This window comes from Rhodopseudomonas sp. RCAM05734, from assembly GCF_052658035.1.
This window is the reverse complement of record NZ_CP199742.1, coordinates 2,440,795-2,462,109: the sequence shown is the minus strand read 5'-3', so window position 1 is coordinate 2,462,109 and position 21,315 is coordinate 2,440,795. Positions and strand designations below refer to the sequence as shown.

The following is a 21,315-nucleotide window of genomic DNA, read 5'->3' as shown; positions in this document are numbered from 1 at the left end:
TTTCAACTGCCGTTGTTGATTGTCGTGGGGCTGTGGTATCCGCGGCACATTCATCCGGGGTGGGAGCGTGCGGTCTTGAACACAACGATTCTGCTGTTCCTCTTGCAGGACGGCATCACCAACGGCGCGATCTACGCGCTGCTTGGCCTGGCGCTGGTGCTGGTCTTTGCGGTCACCAGGGTGATCCTGATTCCGCAGGGCGAATTCATCACCTATGGTGCGCTGACTTATGCCAGCCTGTCGACCGGGCAGGTCCCGGGCACGGTTCGCCTGGCCGTCGCCATGGGCGTGGTCGCTTTTGCCTTCGACATCTTCACCTTCAGAAAGTCGCTGCATCTGCGGCGTGTTCTGCGCGCATTCGCGGTCAATATCGTGTTTCCGCTGGCCGTGTGGGGCCTGACCCTGGCGCTGGCCGGACGGCAGAGCCACATCGCGGTGAATATCGCTTTGTCCCTGCTGATCGTCGCGGCGATCGGACTGTTCCTCTATCGCATCGCGTTCCAGCCGATCGCCCACACCTCTGTGCTGGTGCTGCTGATCGCCTCGGTGGGTTGCCACCTGGCCCTGCAGGGCTTCGGCCTGGTGTTCTTCGGCGCCGAGGGCCAGCGCGGCCCCACCATCTCCGATGCCGCCGTGATGATCGGGCCGCTGCGCTTCACCGGCCAGAGCATCGCAGTCTACGCCATCACCCTCGCGCTGATCATCGGCCTCTGGCTGTTCTTCGGTTTCACGCTATACGGCAAGGCGCTGCGCGCCACCGCGGTGAACCGGCTTGGCGCCCGCCTCGTCGGCATCCGCACTTCGCTGTCCGGCCAGATCGCCTTCCTGCTGGCATCGGTGATCGGCGCCATCTCCGGCATCCTGATCGTGCCGATCACCACGCTCTATTACGACACCGGCTTCCTGATCGGCCTCAAGGGCTTCGTCGCCGCAATTATCGGCGGCCTGGTGAGCTATCCGCTCACCGCCGTCGCCGCCATCGTGGTCGGCTGCGTCGAGGCGTTCTCATCGTTCTACGCGAGCAATTTCAAGGAGGTCATCGTCTTCACGCTGATCCTGCCGGTCCTCGTGCTGCGCTCGCTTGCGGCACCCGCGGTCGATGAAGAGAAGGATTGAGCGATGAACCGGCGTTTTCCCATCGTCATTTTCGCGCTTGTCATGGCAGCGCTGCCGTTCATCCCCGGCATGCCGCCGTTCTGGATCGTGCTGCTCGACAATATCGGCCTCGCCGCCCTGGTGGCGATGGGCCTCGTGCTGCTCACCGGCGTCGGCGGCCTCACGTCGTTCGGCCAGGCGGCGTTCTGCGGCTTCGGCGCCTACACCACCGCGGTGCTGACCACCACCTGGGGCGTGTCGCCGTGGCTGACCCTGCCGGCGGCGCTGATCGTCAGTGGCCTCGCCGCCGTGCTGCTTGGCCTCGTCACCGTGCGGCTATCCGGCCACTACCTGCCACTCGGCACCATCGCCTGGGGCATCAGCCTGTACTATCTCTTCAGCAAGCTCAGCTTTCTCGGCCGCAATGACGGCATCTCCGGGATTCCGCCGCTGTCCATCGGCACGCTGAAGATGCTCGATCCCCACACCATCTACTTTCCTATCTGGATCGCGGTCATCCTCTGCGCCGTGCTGTCGATGAACCTGCTGGACTCCCGCACCGGCCGCGCAATCCGCGCATTGCGTCGCGGCCACATCGCCGCCGAAGCCTTCGGCGTGCAGACCGCCCGCGCCAAGCTGATGGTTTTCATCTATGCCGCAATGCTGGCCGGCCTGTCCGGCTGGCTCTACGCGCACTTCCAGCGCGCCGCGACGCCGACGCCGTTCGGCCCGCAGGCCGGCATCGAATATCTGTTCATCGCCGTGGTCGGCGGCGCCGGCTATGTCTGGGGCGGCGTGCTCGGAGCTGCCGTGGTGGTGATCCTCAAGGAGGTGCTGCAGAGCTACCTGCCGCTGATCTTCGGCGGCGGTGGCCAGCTCGAGACCATCGTGTTCGGCATCCTGCTGGTGGCGCTGCTGCAGTTCGCACCAACCGGTATGTGGCCGTGGCTGACCTCGCTGCTGCCGTTCGAGATCAAGCGCAAGCGGCCGGATCCGTCCGCAACCCTGCCGGCGCGGCCGCAGACCGCCACGGGATCGGGCCCGCTGCTTGAAGTCAACAATGCGCGCAAGCAGTTCGGCGGCGTGATCGCCGTCAACAACGTCTCGTTCGACGTGGGAGCGCGCGAGATCGTGGCGCTGATCGGCCCCAACGGCGCCGGCAAGAGCACCACCTTCAACCTGATCACCGGCGTGCTGAAGACCACCGCCGGCAAGATCTCCATGCGCGGCAAAAGCATCGACAACGCGCCGCCGCAGGACGTCGTCAAGCTCGGCATCGCCCGCACCTTCCAGCACGTCAAGCTGGTGCCGGACATGACCGTGCTGGAGAACGTCGCCCTCGGCGCGCATCTGCGCGGCACGGCCGGCGCCATCAGCAGCATGCTGCGGCTCGACCGCGCCGACGAAGCGAAACTGCTGGCGGAAGCCGCACGGCAGATCGACCGCGTCGGCCTCGGCGATCAGATCGACCAGCTCGCGGGCTCGCTGTCGCTGGGCCAGCAGCGCATCGTCGAGATCGCCCGCGCGCTGTGCGTCGACCCGCAGTTGCTGCTGCTCGACGAGCCCGCCGCCGGCCTGCGACACATGGAAAAGCAGCAGCCGGCCGCATTGCTGCGGCAGCTGCGCGACGGCGGCATGTCGGTGCTGCTGGTGGAACACGACATGGGATTTGTGATGGACCTGGCCGACCGTATCGTGGTGCTCGACTTCGGCACGCGGATCGCCGAGGGCACGCCCGAGGCCATCAAGCGCAACCCCGACGTCATCAAGGCCTATCTGGGAGCGGTCGCATGAGCACGCCCTTGCTTGCAGTCTCCGACGCGCACATTTCCTACGGCAAGGTGGAGGCGGTGCGGGCGGTGTCGCTCGACGTCCGCGCCGACGAGATCGTCACCATCATCGGCGCCAACGGCGCCGGCAAGACCACGCTGCTCAACGCCATCATGGGCATCCTGCCGCTCAAGGGCGGCGTCAGCTTTGCCGGCGAAGACGTCTCGAAGATGGACATCGAGGACCGCGTCGCCGCCGGCCTATGCCTGGTGCCCGAGCATCGCGAGCTGTTCGCCACCATGAATGTCGAGGACAACCTGCAGCTTGGTGCCTTCCGCATCGCCAAGGCCACGGCCGCACGCTCCTTCGAGCGGGTCTACACGCTGTTTCCGCGGCTCAAAGAGCGCCGCAAGCAGCTCGCCGGCACATTGTCCGGCGGCGAGCAGCAGATGCTGGCCATGGGCCGCGCACTGATGGGTGCGCCGAAGCTGCTGATGCTCGACGAGCCGAGCCTTGGCCTTGCGCCGATCATCGTCGCCGACATTTTCCGCATCGTCGCCGAGCTGAAGGCCGCTGGCGTCTCGGTGCTGCTGGTGGAGCAGAACGCGCAGGCGGCCCTGAAAATCGCCGACCGCGCTTATGTCATGGAGCTCGGCGAGTTCATCCTCGACGGTGCGGCGAGCGATATCGCCAGCAACCAGCGCGTGGTGGCGAGCTATCTGGGATTTCAACACGAAGGCGCCAGCGCGGTATAGCTGGCGCGCTCGTTCTGTTTCCGGCGCACCCCCTCCACTTGTCGTCCCGGCGAACGCCGGGACCCATAACCTCCGTCAGTCGTGTCGCATCATGGCGGCAGCCACAACGCTCCATCAATTCTGCACGGCGTATGGGTCCCGGCTCAGCGCTCGCGTTGCTCGCTTGGCCGGGACGACAGACGAGTAACTACTGCGCCGGAACGTACTTGCCGTTCTTCACCGTCAGCAGGATGCGCGAGCGATCGTCGACGCCGTTGCGGTCCTTGTCGGTGAAGTTGTAGACGCCCTGCGTTGCGGCGATTTCCTTTTCCGACATCAACGCCTGGCGGATCGCCTCGCGGAATTCCGGCGTGCCGGGCTTGGCGGTCTTCAGCGCCACCGGAATGACGCGCTTCAAGACTTCGAACGCATCATAGGAATGGCCGGCAAACTGGTTGCGGCTGTCCGGGCCATATTTGGCCTCGTAGGCGGCGTTGAGCGCGAGGCCGGGCTTCTTGGTCAGCGCGCTGTCGGGCTGGCCCTCGGGATTCATCACCGGGCCGGAAGCCATCAGCACGCCTTCGGCGGAAGCGCCGGCGATGCGGATGAAGTCCATCACGGCGGCGCCGTGGGTCTGGTAGATCAGGCCCTTGTAGCCGCGGGCACGCAATTCCGTTTGCGGCATGCCGGCGCCGGCACCGGCGGCGCCGACCAGGATCGCATCGGGATTGGCGGCGACCAGCTTCAGCACCTGGCCGGTGATCGACGTATCCGGCCGCGCGAAACGCTCGTCGTCGACGATGGCCATGCCCAGCGACGCGGTCTGCGCCTTGAGGTCGGAGAACCACAGGTCGCCATAGGAATCCGAATAGCCGATATAGCCCACGGTCTTGATGCCATGCGCCTTCATGTGGTCGTACATCACCCGGCCGACGATCGCGACCGGCTGCGGCATGTCCACCGACCACTTTTCGCGGGCAGGCGTGAACGGCATCGGCGACAGGCTGAAATGCGGAATGCCGGCCTCGTTGGCGACGGTGGACATCGCAACCGACGACGGCACGATCGACGAGCCGATCATCAGATCGGCCTTCGACTCGGTCACGAAGCGCCGCGCATTGGTGGTCGCCGTGGCGGGATCGCCTCCATCATCGAGCACGATCAGTTTCAGCGGCACACCGCCGATCTCCTTCGGTACGAATTCCAGCGCATTGCGCTCGGGCACCCCCAGCGCCGCGGCGGGACCGGTGGTCGACAGGCTAATGCCGATGGTGATGTCGGAGGTCTGCGCCCAAGACGGCGAGGCGACGGCCAATGTGGCGGCGACAGCCACCATGGCCACATGAAGTCTGGTCATTCGTTGTTCTTTCAAGTGACTGCCGTCCGCCCGAACGAAGACCGGGCGATCTCCTGTCGGGCAGGGCTGGACGGTCCTGGCAGGGTGATGCGTCGCCCGGACCGTGGGAGGGGGTGCAGACTTAAAGCGATACCGCCCCGATCTCAACCGCGACCGCTGCCGGGCAGCCAGACCGCACCGCATGGCCCAGCCACAAAAAAGCCGGCCCCCTTGCGGGGGCCGGCTGACATCGAACGCGTCCGGTCTTACTTGACCATGACGTATTTGCCGTCCTTCACCGTGAGCAGGATGCGCGAGCGCTCGTCGAGGCCGTAGCGATCCTTTTCGGTGAAGTTGTAGACGCCCTGGCTGGCGGCCAAGTCCTTCTCGGTCATCAGCGCCTGGCGGATCGCTTCGCGGAATTCCGGCGTGCCGGGCTTGGCGGTCTTCAGCGCCACCGGGATGACCCGCTTGAGGATCTCGAACGCGTCATAGGAATGGCCGGCGAACTGGCTGCGGCTGTTCGGGCCATACTTGGCTTCATAGGCGGTGTTGAGCGCGAGGCCGGGCTTCTTGGTCAGCGCGCTGTCGTCCTGGCCTTCCGGATACATCACCGGACCCGAGGCCATCAGCACGCCTTCAGCGGCCGGACCTGCGATGCGGATGAAGTCCATCGAGGCCGCGCCGTGGGTCTGATAGATCAGGCCCTTGTAGCCGCGCGCGCGCAGTTCGGTCTGCGGCAGCGCTGCGGCGGTGCCGGAGGCGCCGACCAGCACGGCATCGGGATTTGCCGCGACCAGCTTCAGGACCTGTCCGGTCACCGACGTATCAGGGCGGGCAAAGCGCTCTTCGGCAGCAATGCTGATGCCCATCGCCGGCCCCTGGGCCTTGAGATCGTTGAACCAGAGATCGCCGTAGCTGTCCGAATAGCCGATATAGCCGACGGTCTTGATGTTGTGCGCCTTCATGTGGTCGTACATCACCTTGCCGACGATCGGGATCGGCTGCGGCATGGCGACCGACCACTTCGCGCGCTCCGGCGAAATCGGGAACGGTGCCAGGCCGAAATGCGGGATGCCGGCTTCGTTGGCGACGGTGGAAACCGCCACCGTGGGCGGCGTGGTCGCCGAGCCCATGATGATATCGGCCTTGGATTCGGTGACGAAGCGGCGGGCGTTGGTGGTGGCGATGGTCGGATCGCCGCCGTCGTCGAGCACGACGACCTTGAGCGGCACGCCGCCGATTTCCTTCGGCACGAATTCCAGCGCATTGCGCTCGGGAATGCCGAGGGCTGCGGCGGGGCCCGTGGTGGTGGTGGTGATGCCGATGGTGATCTCGGGGGTCTGCGCCTGCACCGGGCCGGCGATGGCCAGCGAGGCAGCCACAGCCGCTATCGCCAAACTGAGCTTGGTCATTGGTATCTCCCTGGGGTTCGTTTTTTCTGGGTCTTCTAGATCAAACTTCGCAGCTTTAATCAGCCCCTTCTTTAGGTCAGGGCACTGGCGGGGGAAAGGCCCCGGCCAGTCGACCCTTCGCCGCAGCCTAGCGCGGTGCCATGCGCAAGGACGCATCCAGCCTGACCACCTCGCCGTTGAGGTAGGGATTGTCGATCATGTGCAGCGCCAGCGAGGCGAACTCGTCGGCGTGGCCGAGCCGGCGCGGGAACGGAATCGCCGCAGCCAGGCTGTCCTGGGCCTCCTGCGGCAGAGCGCCCAGCAGCGGCGTCATGAACAGGCCGGGCGCGATAGTCAGGACGCGGATGCCGAACTGGGCCAGTTCGCGGGCGATCGGCAGCGTCATGCCGACAATACCGCCTTTGGAGGCCGAATAGGCAGCCTGCCCGATCTGGCCATCATAGGCGGCAACCGAAGCGGTCGAGATCACCACGCCGCGCTCGCCACCCTCCAGCGGCTCCAGCTTCGACATCGGATCAGTGGCCAGCCGGATCATGTTGAACGAGCCGATCAGGTTGACCCGGATGACCTTGTCGAAATCGCCCAGCGCCATCGGGCCTTCGCGGCCGATCACCCGCTTGGCGACGCCGATGCCGGCGCAGTTGACCAGCACCCGCGCGGCGCCATGGGCCTTGGCGGCGGCCGCGACCGCGGCTTCGCCGGACGCGGCATCCGACACGTCGCAATGCACGGCGACGCCGCCGATCTCCTTGGCGACTTTTTCAGCCAGCGCCATGTTGAGGTCGAGCACAGCGACCTTGGCCCCCTGCCCGGCGAGTTTTCGCGCGGTCGCTGCGCCGAGGCCGGATGCACCGCCGGTCACAAGCGCGGCGTGGTCTTTCAACTGCATGGAATTCTCCCGTGGTGTCGCAACGTAACGACGGCTTCTGCTAGGGCGTAATGACGTGCGCGTCCTCCGCGCCCGCATAGATGGCCTCGATCAAGGCGGCGCGATGCTCCAGCACCTTGCGCTGGTTGACCGAGCCCTTGTCTGTGATCTCGCCGACATCGATGGACAGCGGCGTGTCGAGCAGTACCGCGCGGGTGATGCGCGTCGAGGAACCCGTCGAGCCGGCCAGAAATGCCTGCAGCCGCTCGCGGAATGCGGCGCGAACCAAGGGATCGGCCGCGGTCGCCTTGAGGTCGTCGAGCGGCAACGTGGGATTGATCAGTCGGCACCCATCGAGATCGAGCACCACCAGCGCCGACAGTTCGTCGCGATTGATGCCGGCGATCACCACGTCACGCACCAGAGGCGCGCAGGTGGCGATGAAGCGCGCGCGCAGCGGGCCGACGCTGACCCAGGTGCCGCTGCCGAGCTTGAAATCCTCAGAGATGCGGCCGTCGAAATCGAACCCGGCGGACAGGTCGTCGGGATCGACCGGCTTCAGCGCGTCGCCGAAGATATAGTAGCCTTCCTCGTCGAACGCCTTCGCGGTCAATTCCGGTTCGCGCCAGTAGCCCGGCGTGACGTTCGGGCCCTTGGCGCGGACTTCCAGCTTGCCGTTGTTGGGCACCAGTTTGGCTTCGTTGCCGGGCACCGGAAGGCCGACATGGCCGGAGCGGCTGGTCAGCGGCGTCACGCACATGAAGAACGGCGCGGTCTCGGTGGCGCCGAGCCCCGTCAGCATCGGCACGCGAACGCCGGTCTGCTGCACCGACAGTTCGTCGAGGCTATTCCACACGAACGGCGACAGGCCGGCGCCGCTGAAGAACATCGCATGCAGCCGGTGGAAGAACTTCTCCCGCAGTTCGGCGTCGTCGCGCAGATAGGGCAACAGCGATTCGTAGCCCTTCGGCACGTTGAAATAGACCGTCGGCGAGATCTCGCGGAGATTCCGGATGGTGGCCGCGATGCCTGCCGGCGTCGGCTTGCCGTCGTCGAGATACATCGAGCCGCCGTTGAACAGCGTCAGCCCGACGTTGTGGTTGCCGCCAAAGGTGTGATTCCACGGCAGCCAGTCGATGATGACAGGCGGCTCGTCCTTCAGAAAGGCCAGCGTGTCGCGCAGCATGATCTGGTTGGCGCACAGCATGCGCTGGGTGTTGATCACCGCTTTCGGGTTGCCGGTCGAACCCGAGGTCAGCAGGAATTTGGCGATGCTGTCGGGGCCGATGGCCTCATGGACTGCATCGAGATCAGCGGTCACCGGCGTCGCCAGCAGGTCGGCCAGCAAGGTGACGCGGCGGTCCGGCAGCGTGCCGAATGACATCACCACCTCGACATCAGCAGGCACGTTGGCGTGGATCGCACCGGCAAAAGCATCGGCGTCGTCGACGAACACCATGCCGGGCGTCAGCAGCTTCATCAGGTAGGACAGCTTGCCGTAGTCCTTGGAGACCAGCGAATAAGCTGGCGACACCGGGACATAGGGAATGCCGGCGTAGAGCGCGCCGAAGGCCAGCAAAGCGTGATCCACCGAATTGCCGGACAGGATCACGATCGGCCGGTCGGCGGACAGGCCGCGCGTCAGCAGCGCCGAAGCGATGTGGCGCGTGGTCTGCAGCATCTCCGCATAGCGTACCTCGCGCCAGCCCCCGGACGCGTTGCGTTCGGCCATGAAAACACGGTCGGGCGCCTCCTTGGCCCAATGATGCAGATAGTCCGTGAGGCGCGTCGGGTAGTCGCCGATCGGATTGGTCGGCCGCAGATAGATGGTGCCGTCGTCCCGACGTTCGACGGTAACCGTGGTGTCGCCGAACGAAATCTGGCGCAGCGGATGCGCCGAGCCGGCTCGTGTCGTCTGATCGCGCATTTCGGCTGTTGCAGACATTGTTTGTTTCGACCCTGGTTATATTTTTTCGTAGTCCGTCGTCAGGTGGGCTGTACCTTTGCCGCCTTTCGATCGAGAAAATCCTGGATCCGCCGCTTGGCCTCCTTGTCGCTCTGCGCCACCCCGGCCATCAGCGATTCCAGCAACAGCCCGGTCTGCGGACTGGCGTCGGCGATCAGCGGCAGCGCCTGCAGCACCGCGAAATTGGTCATCGGCGCATTCTGCGCCACGCGCTCGGCAAGCTCCATCGCCTTGTCGAAGGCGCCGCCCTCAGCGGTGAGATATTGCGCGAAGCCGTGCTGGACGCCTTCGGCGGCCGGGTAAATCCGCCCGGTCAGCATCATGTCGGCCATCCGCGCCACACCGATCAGACGCGGCAGGCGGACTGACCCACCGCCGCCCACAAAGATGCCGCGGCTGCCCTCCGGCAGCGCGAAATAGGCCGAAGGCTCGGCGACGCGGATATGCGCCGCGCAGGCCAGCTCGAGCCCGCCGCCGATCACCGCGCCCCGCATCGCGGCGATCACCGGCACGCGGCAATATTGCACGCGGTCGAACGCCCGGTGCCAGCTCCGCGAATGCAACATGCCTTCGCTGGCATCGCGCTCGGAGAGTTCGGACAGATCGAGGCCAGCGCAGAAATGCTCACCGATGCCGTGCACCACCACGGCCCCGATATCATCCGGCAAATCGGTAAAACACTTCTCGATTTCGAGGATGATGGAATCGTTCAGCGCGTTGCGCTTAGCCGGTCGGTTCAGGCCCACAGTCAGCACCCGACCGACGGTCTGGATGGTTAACAAAGAGGCTGCGATGGGAGTGGCGTCGACCATGGCACAATATGTCCTAGTGAGAATAGTTATATTTTATAACGATTGGCGCGTGAGTCAATCTTGCACTGCGGTATGCGATGTTTCGCGCATGGGAGAGGGAAGAAAGACCGCTTCTACAACACCTGATGAACGTCGATCACCACGCGATCGGGATGCCTTGTGCCGACACCGATAAACAGGTGCTGCATCAGCCAGCGGTATTGCGCGCTGCCGGTCTCGAACTTCGGCACCGAACGGAAATAGATCAGCGCGGGATCGACGGCCTCGCCGCGGGCGATGCGGTCCAGCGCTTCCTTCGGCCCGAAGCGGACGCCGACGTTCTCGATGTAGATCACCGCGCCATCGTCCATCTCGAACGCGTAATTTGCCACGACCTCGGTAAAACCGTCCGGCCGGATGGTCTGATAATCCGCGCCGACCGGATAGATGGTGCCGGACATCCCCTCGCCGCTCACCGAACCGCCGAGGATCGGAATGATACGGCGGATGCCATGGCCGAGATCGCCGGCGACGATCGGCGCGCCGATCTTGATCGTCAGGGTGAAGACGTACTTTGTCGCAAGCGCGGGTGTCATGGTCATCCGATCATCCGCGTCGGCAGCCAGGTGGCGATCAGCGGGAACAGGATCAGCAGCACCAACCGGATCAGGTCGGTGACCACGAAGGGCAGTACGCCCTTGAAGATGGTGGACATGGTGACGTCCTTGATCACGCTCTTGATGACGAACACATTCATGCCGACCGGCGGATGAATCAGGCCGAGTTCGACAGTCATGACGATGACGATGCCGAACCAGATCGGGTCGAAGCCCAGCGCCATCACCACTGGGAACACGATCGGCACGGTGAGGATCACCATGGCCATGGCATCCATCAGGCAGCCGAGCACCAGATACATCAGCAGGATCAGCGCCAGCACGCCGTAGGGACCGATGCCCAGCCCGGTGAGAAACTCGGTGACGTGCTGCGGGGTCTGGGTGATTGTGAGGAAATAGCCGAAGCACAGCGCGCCGATCAGCACAGTGAAGACGGCAGCCGCCGTCCGAGTCGCCTGCAGCAGCGATTGCAGAATGCCCTCGCGGTTCAGCTTGCCGCGGAGCACGCCGATCAGGAACGCGCCGACCGCACCGACCGCGCCGGCTTCCGTCGGAATGAAGAAGCCGCCATACAGGCCGCCGATCACGAAGATGAACAGCAACAACGGCGACCACACGTCGCGGATCGCCAGCGCCCGGTCGCGCCACGAGGCCTTCGGTCCGGCTGGCAGGAAGTCCGGCTTGACCACGCCGATGATGAAGATGGTGATCATGTGCATGACGATTGCCAGCAGGCCGGGCACGATGCCGGCAATGAACAGCTTGCCGATGTCCTGCTGGGTGATGATGCCGTAGACGGCGAGCACCGTGGATGGCGGCAGCATGGCGCCGAGCGTGCCGCCGACCGCGATGACGCCGGTGGCAAAGCTCTGTGGATATTTGAAGCGCCGCATCTCCGGATAGGCGACGGCGGAGAACGTTGCGGCGGTCGCCACCGAAGATCCCGAGATCGCGGCGAAGCCGCCGCAGGCGGCGATGGTGGCGATGCCCAGCCCGCCCTTCCAGTGGCCGACAAAAGTGTTGGCGGCGCGAAACAACTCGCGGCTGATGCCGGACACCGAGACGAAGGCGCCCATCAGCAGAAACATCGGGATGACGCCGAACGAATAGTCCGTCACCGTCCGCATGGTGGTCTGGCCGACCAGTTTCAGCGCCGGCGCGAAGCCGGTGAGATAGCCGAATCCGGTGATGCCGACTAGGCCCATGGCCATGCCGACCGGCACCCGCAGCAGCATCAGGACGAACAGGCTGACGAACCCGATCAGGGCGACCGCTTCATTGCTCAATTCCATGGCGGCTACTCTGCGGTCTTGATTTTGGGTTCATGCATCTGCTCGGGATGCATGATGAGCCTGTAGGTGCGGATGGCGATCAGCAGCACGGCGGAGACGTCGCCGACCCACGACACCAGGAAGAACGGCCACACCGGCAGCCGCAGGTCCATGGTGACAAGGTTGCTGCGCCAGGTATCCGCCACCTTGTCGAACAAAGTGTAGGTCTGCACCGTCACCACGAACAGCAGCACCAGCGTGGCGAAGATGTCGATCCAGCGCTGGTATTTCGGCGTGGCGTTGGCCCACACCAAATCGACGGTGATGTGCGAGCCGCGATAGCTGGTGGCGGCAATGCCCCAGAAGATCAGGATGCCGAGCATGAACTGTCCGACATTGTAATAGTCGGGAATCGTCACCGCGAAGAATTTTCGCATGAAGACGGCGACGAAGGTGTTGAGCGCGACGATACCGACGAAGAACGCGGCGATCCATTCGATGGAATCGATGAAGCGATCCATCACGTCTTTTTTCGGTGGAGGTGGCAGCGACAGCGCGCCGTCGGGAGAGACTTCGGGGATGGTGGTCATGAAAACTCGCAGACTAACGGCTCCCTCTCCCCGTTCTTACGGGGAGAGGGTCGGGGTGAGGGGCAATCGCGCGGCATGGTGCTCATGATGGGGCAGTGTGTGGCTTCGCCCCTCAACCGGCACCCACGCGCAAGCGCGTGAAAGCCGACCTCTCCCCGCAAGAGCGGGGAGAGGTTAAGAACTTACAATCCCGCGTCGTATTTCTTCAGCGCAGCCTTGAGATCCGCGTCGACCTTGTCGGCGTCGCCGCCGGCCTTCTTGACCTGCGCGGCCCAGCTGGCGTGCAGCGGCTCGACGCCCTTCTTCCATTCGGCCAGCTGTTCCGGCGTCAGCTTGTAGACCTCATGACCTTCCAGCGCCTTCATCTTGGTGCGGCCGTTAGCCTCGAAGTCGGTCCAGGGATCGGTGACCTTGGATGCCCATTCCGGCGTGCAGTGATCATCGATGATCTTCTTCTGGCCGTCCGACATGGAATTGTATTTGGCCAGATTGATGTTGTAGGTGAACACCGTGGTGTAGAGCGGCGTATCGATGTGATACTTAACCACCTTGTCGATGCCGAACAGGAAGATCGACCCCCACGGGAACGCGATTTCGTCGGCGACGCCGCGCTCGATGGCGTCGCGGGATTCCGGCGCCGAGGCCTGCACGTTGGTGCCGCCGAACAGCTTGACCATCTCGCCGATGGTGCTCTGCGCCGGGCGGACCTTCACGCCATTGAGATCGGACGGCACAACGATCTTCTTCTTGCCGTGCAGGGTGCCGGGATCATGGATGAAGGCGAAGCACAGCTTGGTGTCCTTCATCTCGGTCGGGGCGTATTTGTGATACCATTCGTTGAGCGCCAGCGTCCCCTTCTTGGCGTCGGAGAACACGAACGGCAGCCGGCCGGCAGCCACGATCGGGAAGCGGCCGGGCTGGTAGCCGGGATTGACGTAGGTGATGTCGGCGATGCCGTCGCGCGCCATGTCGTAATGGTCGAACGCCTTGCCGAGCTGTTCGGAGGGAAACACCGACATCTTGATGGTGCCGCCGGAGACCTTTTCGATGTCGGCAGCCCATGCCTGCGTGGCCGGCACCAGCGGATGCGCCGGCGGCACCCACAGCGACACCTTCATGTTGACGGTCTTGTCCTGCGCGAGCGCGGGCGTCACGCTGGCCGCAACCAGCAACGCCAGAATGGCTTTCCTCATTGACATCTTCTCCCCTTGGCCTTTGGACGTGGGGTCTTGAACGACCCCTTTGCGAATATTGTTATATGATATAATTATCATTGCAAGCCGAGCCTGCAACGATCCGCGACGTCTTCACTCGCGGCGCTGCGGGCCCGACAAACCTATAAGAAATGCAGGAGCAAGTGTTGCGGACAAAAGTAGCAATCATCGGCGCCGGCCCGGCGGGTCTCCTGCTTGGGCAGTCTGCTCCATTCCTACGGAATCGACAACGTCATCCTGGAACGCAAGGACCCAGCCTACGTGCTCGGCCGGATTCGCGCCGGCGTGCTCGAACAGGGCGCGGTCGGCCTGATGGAACGAGCTGGGGATTACCGAGCGGCTGCACCATGAAGGGTTGATCCATGACGGCATAGAACTGCTGTTCGGCGGCATCCGGCATCGCATCGACCTGAAACGGGCCTCCGGCGGCAAATCGGTCACCGTGTACGGCCAGACCGAGGTCACCCGCGACCTGATGGATGCCCGCGCCAAGGCCGGCCTCACCACGGTCTACGACGCCGACCAGGTCAGCCTGCACGACTTCGACACCGACCATCCGCGCGTGCGTTACGTCAAGGATGGCGTCGGCCACGAACTCGCCTGCGATTTCATTGCCGGCTGCGATGGCTTTCACGGCGTCAGCCGGCAGAGCGTGCCTTCTACCGCAGTGCAAACCTACGAGCGGGTCTATCCGTTCGGCTGGCTCGGCCTGCTCTCCGACACCCCGCCGGTCTCGCCGGAACTGATCTACACCAATCACGAGCGCGGTTTCGCGCTGTGCTCGATGCGCTCGACAACCCGCAGCCGCTATTACGTGCAGTGCTCTCTCGACGAGCATGTCGAGGAATGGTCCGACGACCGGTTCTGGGACGAGTTGCGCGCGCGGCTCGACCCCGAAGCCGCCGAGGCGCTGGTCACCGGACCGTCGATCGAAAAGAGCATTGCGCCGCTGCGCAGTTTCGTCGCCGAGCCGATGCGCTTCGGCCGGATGTTCCTGGCCGGCGACGCTGCCCACATCGTACCGCCGACCGGCGCCAAGGGGCTCAACCTCGCCGCTTCCGACGTCCATTACCTGTCGCAGGCGCTGCGCGAGTTCTACGACGAGAAATCCTCGGTCGGCATCGACTTCTATTCGGCGCGCGCGCTGAAGCGGGTGTGGAAGGCGGTGCGGTTCTCATGGTGGATGACCTCGATGATGCACCGCTTCCCCGACGCCGACGGATTTGGCGGCAAGATCCAGCAGGCCGAACTCGACTACGTCGTGCATTCGCAGGCGGCGACGGCGTCGCTGGCGGAGAATTACGTGGGGCTGCCGTATTGAACACAGCTGTCATTCCGGGGCGTGCGCAGCGCGAGCTGCGCGCGACCTTGGAATGACGACCGATCGCAACCCGTTTGAAATCTCGTTTTAAACTTTGTTGCTCTGTCCTCGGCAGCACGATCCGGCTCATATGGAGACAACCTCCTCCATCGCGAGCGCCACTGCATGACCACCACCGACATCCCCGCTGGCTTCGAGCGCCACTTCCGTCAGAGCCCGCTGACCGATCCGTGGGAGCCGATCTATTCCAAGCGCACCGACAAGGCTGTCATCATCGGCCTGAGGCTGGCGCTGCCGCACACCAATTCGCGCGGCATGGCCCATGGCGGCTTGATCACGTCGCTGGCCGACAACGCCATGGGATTGAGTTGCGGGCACCAGCTCGGCGGCGCGACGCGACTGGTAACCGCCAGCCTGTCGGTCGACTTCATCGGCCCGGCCAAAGTCGGGCAATGGCTGCAGGTCGAGACCGAGGTGATCAAGACCGGCCGCACGCTATGCTTCGCGCAGTGCCTGGTGATCGTCGACGGCGTGCCCTGCGCACGCGCCAGTGCCAGCTTCAGCGTGGTGCAGAAAAAAGAATAACCGCATTCATTCAGCGCGCGGCTTCTTGTGCCGGCCTGCCGACCGCGCGTCGAAATGCCAGTCGGCGGTCTCCAGCGCGAGATCGATGAACGTCCGCACCTTGGCGGAAAGCAAACGCGACGTCGGATAGACCACGTGGATCGGCATCGCCGGCAACTCGAAATCCGCCAGCACGACGTCCAGCCGTCCCGCCGCGATGGCGTCGGCTGCCTGATAGGCCAGCACGCTGGCGAGTCCACCGCCGTGCTCCGCGTGCCAGGTCGCGGCATCCGCCACGTTGCAGGTGAAGCGCGGCGCATGGCTGACGCGGATCTCCTTGCCGTCGACGAGGAAGCGCCATTCCGGCACAGCCGCCGTGGCGCCGAACTGGATGGTGTCGTGGCCGGCAAGCTCGGCGGGCGCCTTCAGTTGGCCGCGCCGCGCGAGATAATCCGGCGACGCCACCACGATGCGCCGCATGCTGCCGAGACTGCGCGTCACCAGGCTGGAATCCGGAAGATGACCGATCCTGATCGCGGCATCGACGCCGTCCTCGACCATGTTGATCACCCGGTCTGTCAGGCGCAACTCGCCGCTGACGGAGGGATAGCGTTGCAGATAGCTCGACATCAGCGGCGTGACATGGATCCGTCCGAAACCGACCGGCGCCGACACGACCAGCCGGCCGCTCGGCAGGGTGCGCTCGGCCCGAGCGGAGCCTTCGGCCTCCTCGATATCGGCCAGGATGCGGCGAGCGCGTTCCAGATAACGCGCGCCGACGTCGGTGAGGGTCACCGAGCGCGTGGTTCGCTGCAGCAGCCGAGCGCCGACGCGCTCTTCGAGCGCGGCGATCAGCCGGGTGACGTTGGAGGCCGACAGCCCCATTTTTCGCGCGGCGGGCGCAAAGCCCCGGAGGTCGGCAACCGCGACAAAGGCGGTCATGGCGTCGATGCGATCCATGGCGTTATTTCATATTCCGCAACAATGAAGTGTCAATTGCGATTATTCTCAAATTTCGTGGACGGAGCCATCTTGGGGCGTGACGAGAAATATCGCTCGCCTGAGACATTCTTGGGAGATTCGAATGACCAGGACCCAGCATTATTCCAGCGACGTCGCCTTCACGCCGGCGGTCAAGGCGATTCAGGCGCGCAAAGGCTCGCGCGAGGCCTATGCGCGGGTCGAACAGAATGGCGGCTGGCGCAGCGAGGTCGATGACCACCTTGCGGCGGTCCTGGCCGAGGCCGACAGCCTGTTCCTGGCAACCGCAAGCGCCGATGGTCAGCCTTACATCCAGCATCGCGGGGGCCCCAAGGGTTTCGTGAAGGTTCTGGACAAGCAGACGCTGGCCTTTGCCGACTACAAGGGCAATCAGCAGTTCATCAGCCAGGGCAATCTCACAGAAAACCCGAAGGCGCAGATTTTCCTGATGGATTATGCGCATCGCCGCCGCGTGAAGATCTGGGGCGAGGCGCGCGTGGTGGAGGACGATCCGGCGCTGCTCGCCAGCCTGATGCCGCAGGGATACAGGGCGCGGCCGGAACAGGTGATCGTCTTCAATATCTCGGCGTGGGACACGAACTGCCCGCAGCACATTCCACAAAAATTCGACGCCGCGGACGTGGCCGCCGCATTGGCATCGCGCGATGCGCGGATCGCCGAGCTGGAAGCGGAACTGGCGCAACTGAAGGGATAGAGCTCGTCGTTCCGGGGGCGTGAGGGTGCAGCCCGAGCGAACCCGGAATGACGAGAGGTGTATCGGCGCTGGCGTGTCCGCGCTAAGACACAGCGATGACTGCCATCACAACAATGCCTGCCGAGACGAGCCCATGCCAGGCCTGCGGGGCATGCTGTTCATATTCCAGCAACTGGCCGCGGTTCACCATCGAGGACGACGAGGCGCTCGATCTCATTCCGGAAAAATATGTAAACGAGCGGCTGTCCGGCATGCGTTGCGACGGCGATCGCTGTTCGGCCCTGACCGGCAAGGTCGGCGAGAGCACGGCGTGCGGCATTTATGAGATCAGGCCGGACGTGTGTCGGACCTGCATGCCCGGCGACCCGGAATGCGCCATGGCGCGGCGCCGACATGGGCTGCCAGTGTTGGAGTGCGCTCCCGACGAGAGCGGCCTTTAATCAAGCCGTGACGTGAACGCGATTGCCGGCTGTTTCGATGTCCTCGTCAAGCTCGTCATCCGTCACCGGCGAGAACGTGGTGAGCGGCTTGGTCGACAGCGTGATCGCCTTGCGGTTGCCGTAGGACGAGGTGGCGGCGGGTCGCGCCGCGGTCGTTTCATGCGCTAACGCATAAAGCGTCGAGCCAACGCGACCGCCCGGCTGGATCAGTTCGCGCTCATCGCAGCTGGCGGCGATGGAAAGCGCCAGCGAGTGCAGATGACTGCGGCGGTAGCAGAACAGCGCCAACATCGCACGGACATCGGACGAGACGCTCTCGACGAGCTGCGGCAGACCATTCTCATTCGCCCGGTACATCGCACCGAGCAGATCATCTTGGACCGGACAGAAATCGTTCTCGAAGGCTTCGCGGCTGGACCACATGGGGTTTCTCCTCAGCTGCGACGATGCAACGTAAATTACTAATGGAAGGTTAACCACAACCCCAGTACGTTATCGGGGGACTCTTGAACGATCTCGATGAATAAGGCAGCCGCGCCACATTCCCGCCCCGGCTAGACGGCGGATCCGCTGTTCGCGGCGATGAAGATCGCAAGGGCAAACCCGGTCAGGTGATGAAGCGCCTGGTCGATCCCGATCAGCGACCAGAACCAAGGGTGCTGCAGCGTCACGCCCAACCTGGACACGCAAATTCCCTTGAGCCGGTCGATGGTGATGTGGATCGCAAAATCGACCGGTCCGATGAACCAGAACCGCGGCGCGATGATCAGCATGATCAAAGTGGTGAGCACCAGATGCACGGAGCAATGCGCCAGCAGCGGCAGTGCCCAACCGGTCTTCTGGTCCTTGCCCTTCGCCATCCAGGCGTTTTGCAGCAAGAAATCCGCGACCACATGCTTGACCGTCAGGACCAGCATCCATCCGACCAAAGGCGCCAAGACAACCGACGACGACATTGCGGGAAGTGACAAGCCCATGCCCCTCTGGGATCAGCAACGATGTGCATTTATGACAGCACAAATCGCAGAATGCACGCCACGGAACCGGGAAACCCACTGCTTCCAGGCGGGCGTGGTTTCCCGGCAACGATGCCCGGTAACGGACTGGCTCATGGCGTTCGGGCCCGCGCCCGAATCTCCGCGATCGCCCTGCGCAATTGGTCACCCTTGGGATCGAGAGGTACCGCGCGGGCGCGTCGGATGGCGTCGGCCAGATCGGGCAGGTGCAGCGCACCGTCGAAAACAGGCTTCGCCAAACCGTCGATGATCTGATGCCAAGCGGCAAGGCCGTGTCGGTAGCCGGTGCCATACCCCTCGATCATCGTGGCGGTCTGCACGATCGCTGCGACCGCCTCCGGACGATTCGTCAGCGCGCGGTCGATCATGTGCAGCCAGCGCTCGACCCAGCGCCGCTCCGCCTCATAGCGAACCGACAGCAACCGCCAGCGCCGCAACGAAGCTTCCAGCCTGAGCCGTCGCCTGCTCCACCAGCCGACGTTGCTGAAGCGCATGGCGATCGTCCGGTGCGAGCAACTGACGGATTCCAGGGCCCACAGCACGGGATCGCCGACGATCTCCGGCAGCGCCGAGATCAGTTCGTCGGCCCGGAATCGCCTGATATCGACCACCGGCGCGCGGCCGGCGGCGAGCGGCTCGGCGAGCTTGAGCTGCGCGATCCGGATCGGATCATGGTAGCTCATGCGCACCGCCAGCAGGCGCGCGATCTCGCAGAACAGGGCGTCATCGACGCCGCGACGACCGACGAAGCGGCGCATCCGGTCGCAATAGAGCTGCGCATAACCGGGCCCCTGGTAGTCGATCAGGATCGCCACGCCCTGCAGCGCCACCGTCCTGACCTCATCGGGCAGGCCGGGCGGCAGGCAAGGCGCCGCCGTATCGTCCTGACCCATCAGCTCGGTCAGCGTGGCGCGAATTGCGGAGATGAAGCCTGCCACGTAAGGTTTCCTGCCCCTAGGCCGGCTGCACGGCGACCACCGCCGCGCCGCTGTTCTTCGCCAGACGGCGCTCCAGAGTATCGATATTCTCGAACAACCGGGCGCTCGCCAAGCGCAGGAAGAAAAAGCCGAACTCCGGATTCTGCACGTAGAGCTCTTCGACCTGGCTATAGCTCACGCTCAGCACGGTGCCCGCCTCGATGCATTCCAGCGTCTGGGTCCGCTCGTTGGACGGCGACAGCATGCCGAGTTCGCCGACGATGGCGCCGACCGGCAGTTCAATGCCGGATTCCACCAGGCGATAGCGGCCGCTGACGATGTAGAACATGTCCTCGGCTTTCTCGTCCTTGTAGAAGAGTGCTTCCCCGGCCTCGCACCTGCGTTCGGTCATGAACGGCTTCAGCCATTCCATCGACAGGTCGCTGTTGACCGACTTCTTCACGTCCCGCACCAGTTGCAGCATCTGGTGCAGGCGATAGGCATTGAGCGGCAGCAGCACCGCGTGCAGCACCATGGTCGGATAATTGTGGGTCGGAATCGAGATTCCGATCAAGATCACATTGGTCAGAATGCCGAACACCCGCAGCGGGATCATCGTTCTCATGGTGCAGGTCGCCACCACAAAGATCGATGCGAACGCGCTGCCGGCGTGGTGAAGATAGTCCATATCCATGGGAAGTGCCGATCGTTCCGGAACTCGATGCGCTCCCGCCATGCCAGTGATCGGGAGCACCATCCTTGGTGGAATATATAACCGATCCCAGCGAAAATGCCGCCCCGCTTCCGTGAGATCGATCACACTTATATAGGTTGGCCGCGTTGACCTGCTGTGACAGCGCAGGCAATTTGCGACGGCCCTGCCCAAGGAGAACAACATGTCGGCAACGACGGACACCGCCGGCCCCCCGATTCTGACCGTCGACGGCCCCCGCGCCACCATTCGGCTGAACCGTCCGAAGCACCTGAACCGGCTGCAGCCGGCCGATCTCGACGCGCTGCTGGCCCAGTTCGACCAGGTCGAAGCCGATCCCGCCATCCGGGTGCTGGTGCTGACCGGGACCGGCCGCGCCTTCAGCGCCGGCTTCGATCTTGGCGCCATTGCGGAACGCGCCGGCAGCGAAGCCGAGCAGCCAAGCGCCGGCTCGTCCTTCGAGAACGTCGCCAACCGGCTCGAGGATCTGGCGCTGCCGACCATCTGCCGGCTCAATGGCGGGGTCTATGGCGGCTCCACCGACCTGGCGCTGGCCTGCGATTTCCGCATCGGCGTCGACAGCTGCGAGATGTTCATGCCGGCAGCAAGGCTCGGCCTGCATTATTACAAGAGCGGCATCCAGCGTTACGTGACCCGGCTCGGCGTCGACAACGCCAAGAAGCTGTTCCTAACCGCGCAGAAGATCGACGCGCCGGAGATGCTGCGGATTGGCTACCTCACCGCCACTGCGCCGGCGGAAACGCTGGACGAGGAAGTCGACGGGCTCGCCACCATCCTCGCCGGCAACGCGCCATCCGCCATGCGCGGCATGAAGCAAGCCATCAATGAATTCGCCCGCGGCGAACTCGACGCGGACGCCGCCAACCAGCGCGCCCGCGACAGCATGCGCGGCGCCGAGATCAAGGAAGGCATCCTGGCATTCGCGGAGAAACGCGCGCCGCGGTTTTGAAGTCTGTCCCCT

At 64.3% G+C, this 21,315-nt stretch carries 21 protein-coding genes and 1 pseudogene; 8 read left to right on the top strand and 14 right to left on the bottom strand.

Features of this window, described 5'->3' with window-relative positions:
- Window positions 1-75: 75 nt before the first annotated feature.
- Genes ACUXVA_RS11610 through ACUXVA_RS11600 form a run of 3 tightly spaced genes read left to right on the top strand, consistent with a single transcriptional unit; the run spans window position 76 to window position 3,620 of the window.
- Complete coding sequence (locus ACUXVA_RS11610; protein ID WP_265080173.1) at window positions 76-1,116, top strand: branched-chain amino acid ABC transporter permease; 1,041 nt, start codon at window positions 76-78, stop codon at window positions 1,114-1,116.
- Window positions 1,117-1,119: 3 nt separating this feature from the next.
- Entirely contained in the window at window positions 1,120-2,889 is a 1,770-nt protein-coding gene (locus ACUXVA_RS11605) for a branched-chain amino acid ABC transporter ATP-binding protein/permease (RefSeq protein ID WP_445492229.1), read from the top strand.
- Window positions 2,886-3,620, top strand: a complete 735-nt coding sequence (locus ACUXVA_RS11600; RefSeq protein ID WP_265080175.1) for an ABC transporter ATP-binding protein — start codon at window positions 2,886-2,888, stop codon at window positions 3,618-3,620. The genes ACUXVA_RS11605 and ACUXVA_RS11600 overlap by 4 nt, the downstream gene beginning before the upstream one ends.
- A 187-nt stretch (window positions 3,621-3,807) precedes the next feature.
- On the opposite strand, the gene ACUXVA_RS11595 is transcribed toward ACUXVA_RS11600, so the two are convergent.
- The 9 genes from ACUXVA_RS11595 to ACUXVA_RS11555 form a co-directional block, all read right to left on the bottom strand.
- Complete coding sequence (locus ACUXVA_RS11595; RefSeq protein WP_445492226.1) at window positions 3,808-4,956, bottom strand: ABC transporter substrate-binding protein; 1,149 nt, start codon at window positions 4,954-4,956, stop codon at window positions 3,808-3,810.
- A gap of 245 nt (window positions 4,957-5,201) precedes the next feature.
- Window positions 5,202-6,350 (bottom strand): ABC transporter substrate-binding protein, encoded by a 1,149-nt coding sequence (locus tag ACUXVA_RS11590; RefSeq protein ID WP_265080176.1) that lies wholly within the window; start codon window positions 6,348-6,350, stop codon window positions 5,202-5,204.
- Window positions 6,351-6,477: 127 nt separating this feature from the next.
- Window positions 6,478-7,239, bottom strand: a complete 762-nt coding sequence (locus ACUXVA_RS11585; RefSeq protein WP_265080177.1) for an SDR family NAD(P)-dependent oxidoreductase — start codon at window positions 7,237-7,239, stop codon at window positions 6,478-6,480.
- Window positions 7,240-7,279: 40 nt separating this feature from the next.
- Window positions 7,280-9,163, bottom strand: coding sequence for a feruloyl-CoA synthase (locus ACUXVA_RS11580; RefSeq protein WP_265080178.1), 1,884 nt, complete (start codon window positions 9,161-9,163; stop codon window positions 7,280-7,282).
- A 41-nt stretch (window positions 9,164-9,204) separates the two neighbouring features.
- On the bottom strand, window positions 9,205-9,996 hold the full coding sequence (locus ACUXVA_RS11575) for a crotonase/enoyl-CoA hydratase family protein (protein ID WP_265080179.1): 792 nt from the start codon (window positions 9,994-9,996) through the stop codon (window positions 9,205-9,207).
- Between the two features lie 113 nt (window positions 9,997-10,109).
- Window positions 10,110-10,571, bottom strand: coding sequence for a DUF3237 domain-containing protein (locus ACUXVA_RS11570; protein WP_265083831.1), 462 nt, complete (start codon window positions 10,569-10,571; stop codon window positions 10,110-10,112).
- Window positions 10,572-10,573: 2 nt separating this feature from the next.
- A complete protein-coding gene (locus tag ACUXVA_RS11565) occupies window positions 10,574-11,878 on the bottom strand; it encodes a TRAP transporter large permease (protein WP_265083832.1) in 1,305 nt (434 codons plus the stop codon).
- 11 nt (window positions 11,879-11,889) lie between these two features.
- Window positions 11,890-12,453: a TRAP transporter small permease gene (locus ACUXVA_RS11560; protein WP_445492223.1), complete on the bottom strand. Its 564-nt coding sequence runs from the start codon at window positions 12,451-12,453 to the stop codon at window positions 11,890-11,892.
- Window positions 12,454-12,635: 182 nt separating this feature from the next.
- Window positions 12,636-13,646 (bottom strand): TRAP transporter substrate-binding protein, encoded by a 1,011-nt coding sequence (locus ACUXVA_RS11555; RefSeq protein WP_445492221.1) that lies wholly within the window; start codon window positions 13,644-13,646, stop codon window positions 12,636-12,638.
- 167 nt (window positions 13,647-13,813) lie between these two features.
- Here ACUXVA_RS11555 and pobA point away from each other — a divergent pair.
- Both pobA and ACUXVA_RS11545 read left to right on the top strand, forming a co-directional pair.
- Window positions 13,814-14,988: pseudogene (gene pobA, locus ACUXVA_RS11550) on the top strand (4-hydroxybenzoate 3-monooxygenase).
- Between the two features lie 165 nt (window positions 14,989-15,153).
- Window positions 15,154-15,573: a PaaI family thioesterase gene (locus ACUXVA_RS11545; RefSeq protein ID WP_445492219.1), complete on the top strand. Its 420-nt coding sequence runs from the start codon at window positions 15,154-15,156 to the stop codon at window positions 15,571-15,573.
- Between the two features lie 6 nt (window positions 15,574-15,579).
- On the opposite strand, the gene ACUXVA_RS11540 is transcribed toward ACUXVA_RS11545, so the two are convergent.
- The gene (locus ACUXVA_RS11540; RefSeq protein WP_265080182.1) at window positions 15,580-16,512 is read right to left on the bottom strand and encodes a LysR family transcriptional regulator; all 933 of its coding nucleotides are present in this window, start codon (window positions 16,510-16,512) and stop codon (window positions 15,580-15,582) included.
- A gap of 124 nt (window positions 16,513-16,636) precedes the next feature.
- Between ACUXVA_RS11540 and ACUXVA_RS11535 the strand changes: the two genes are divergently transcribed.
- Both ACUXVA_RS11535 and ACUXVA_RS11530 read left to right on the top strand, forming a co-directional pair.
- Entirely contained in the window at window positions 16,637-17,248 is a 612-nt protein-coding gene (locus tag ACUXVA_RS11535) for a pyridoxamine 5'-phosphate oxidase family protein (protein WP_265080183.1), read from the top strand.
- A 113-nt stretch (window positions 17,249-17,361) separates the two neighbouring features.
- Window positions 17,362-17,688: a YkgJ family cysteine cluster protein gene (locus ACUXVA_RS11530; RefSeq protein ID WP_265083833.1), complete on the top strand. Its 327-nt coding sequence runs from the start codon at window positions 17,362-17,364 to the stop codon at window positions 17,686-17,688.
- On the opposite strand, the gene ACUXVA_RS11525 is transcribed toward ACUXVA_RS11530, so the two are convergent.
- The 4 genes from ACUXVA_RS11525 to ACUXVA_RS11510 form a co-directional block, all read right to left on the bottom strand.
- A complete protein-coding gene (locus tag ACUXVA_RS11525) occupies window positions 17,689-18,111 on the bottom strand; it encodes a hypothetical protein (protein WP_445492216.1) in 423 nt (140 codons plus the stop codon).
- Window positions 18,112-18,242: 131 nt separating this feature from the next.
- Window positions 18,243-18,659: a DUF3307 domain-containing protein gene (locus ACUXVA_RS11520; protein ID WP_265080185.1), complete on the bottom strand. Its 417-nt coding sequence runs from the start codon at window positions 18,657-18,659 to the stop codon at window positions 18,243-18,245.
- A 137-nt stretch (window positions 18,660-18,796) separates the two neighbouring features.
- Entirely contained in the window at window positions 18,797-19,642 is an 846-nt protein-coding gene (locus ACUXVA_RS11515; protein ID WP_265080186.1) for a DUF6537 domain-containing protein, read from the bottom strand.
- A gap of 16 nt (window positions 19,643-19,658) precedes the next feature.
- Window positions 19,659-20,315 carry a Crp/Fnr family transcriptional regulator gene (locus tag ACUXVA_RS11510; protein ID WP_265080187.1) on the bottom strand — a complete coding sequence of 219 codons (657 nt, stop codon included), beginning with the start codon at window positions 20,313-20,315 and terminating at the stop codon, window positions 19,659-19,661.
- A gap of 202 nt (window positions 20,316-20,517) precedes the next feature.
- Between ACUXVA_RS11510 and ACUXVA_RS11505 the strand changes: the two genes are divergently transcribed.
- Window positions 20,518-21,303, top strand: a complete 786-nt coding sequence (locus ACUXVA_RS11505) for an enoyl-CoA hydratase/isomerase family protein (protein WP_445492213.1) — start codon at window positions 20,518-20,520, stop codon at window positions 21,301-21,303.
- The last annotated feature ends 12 nt before the right edge of the window (window positions 21,304-21,315 follow it).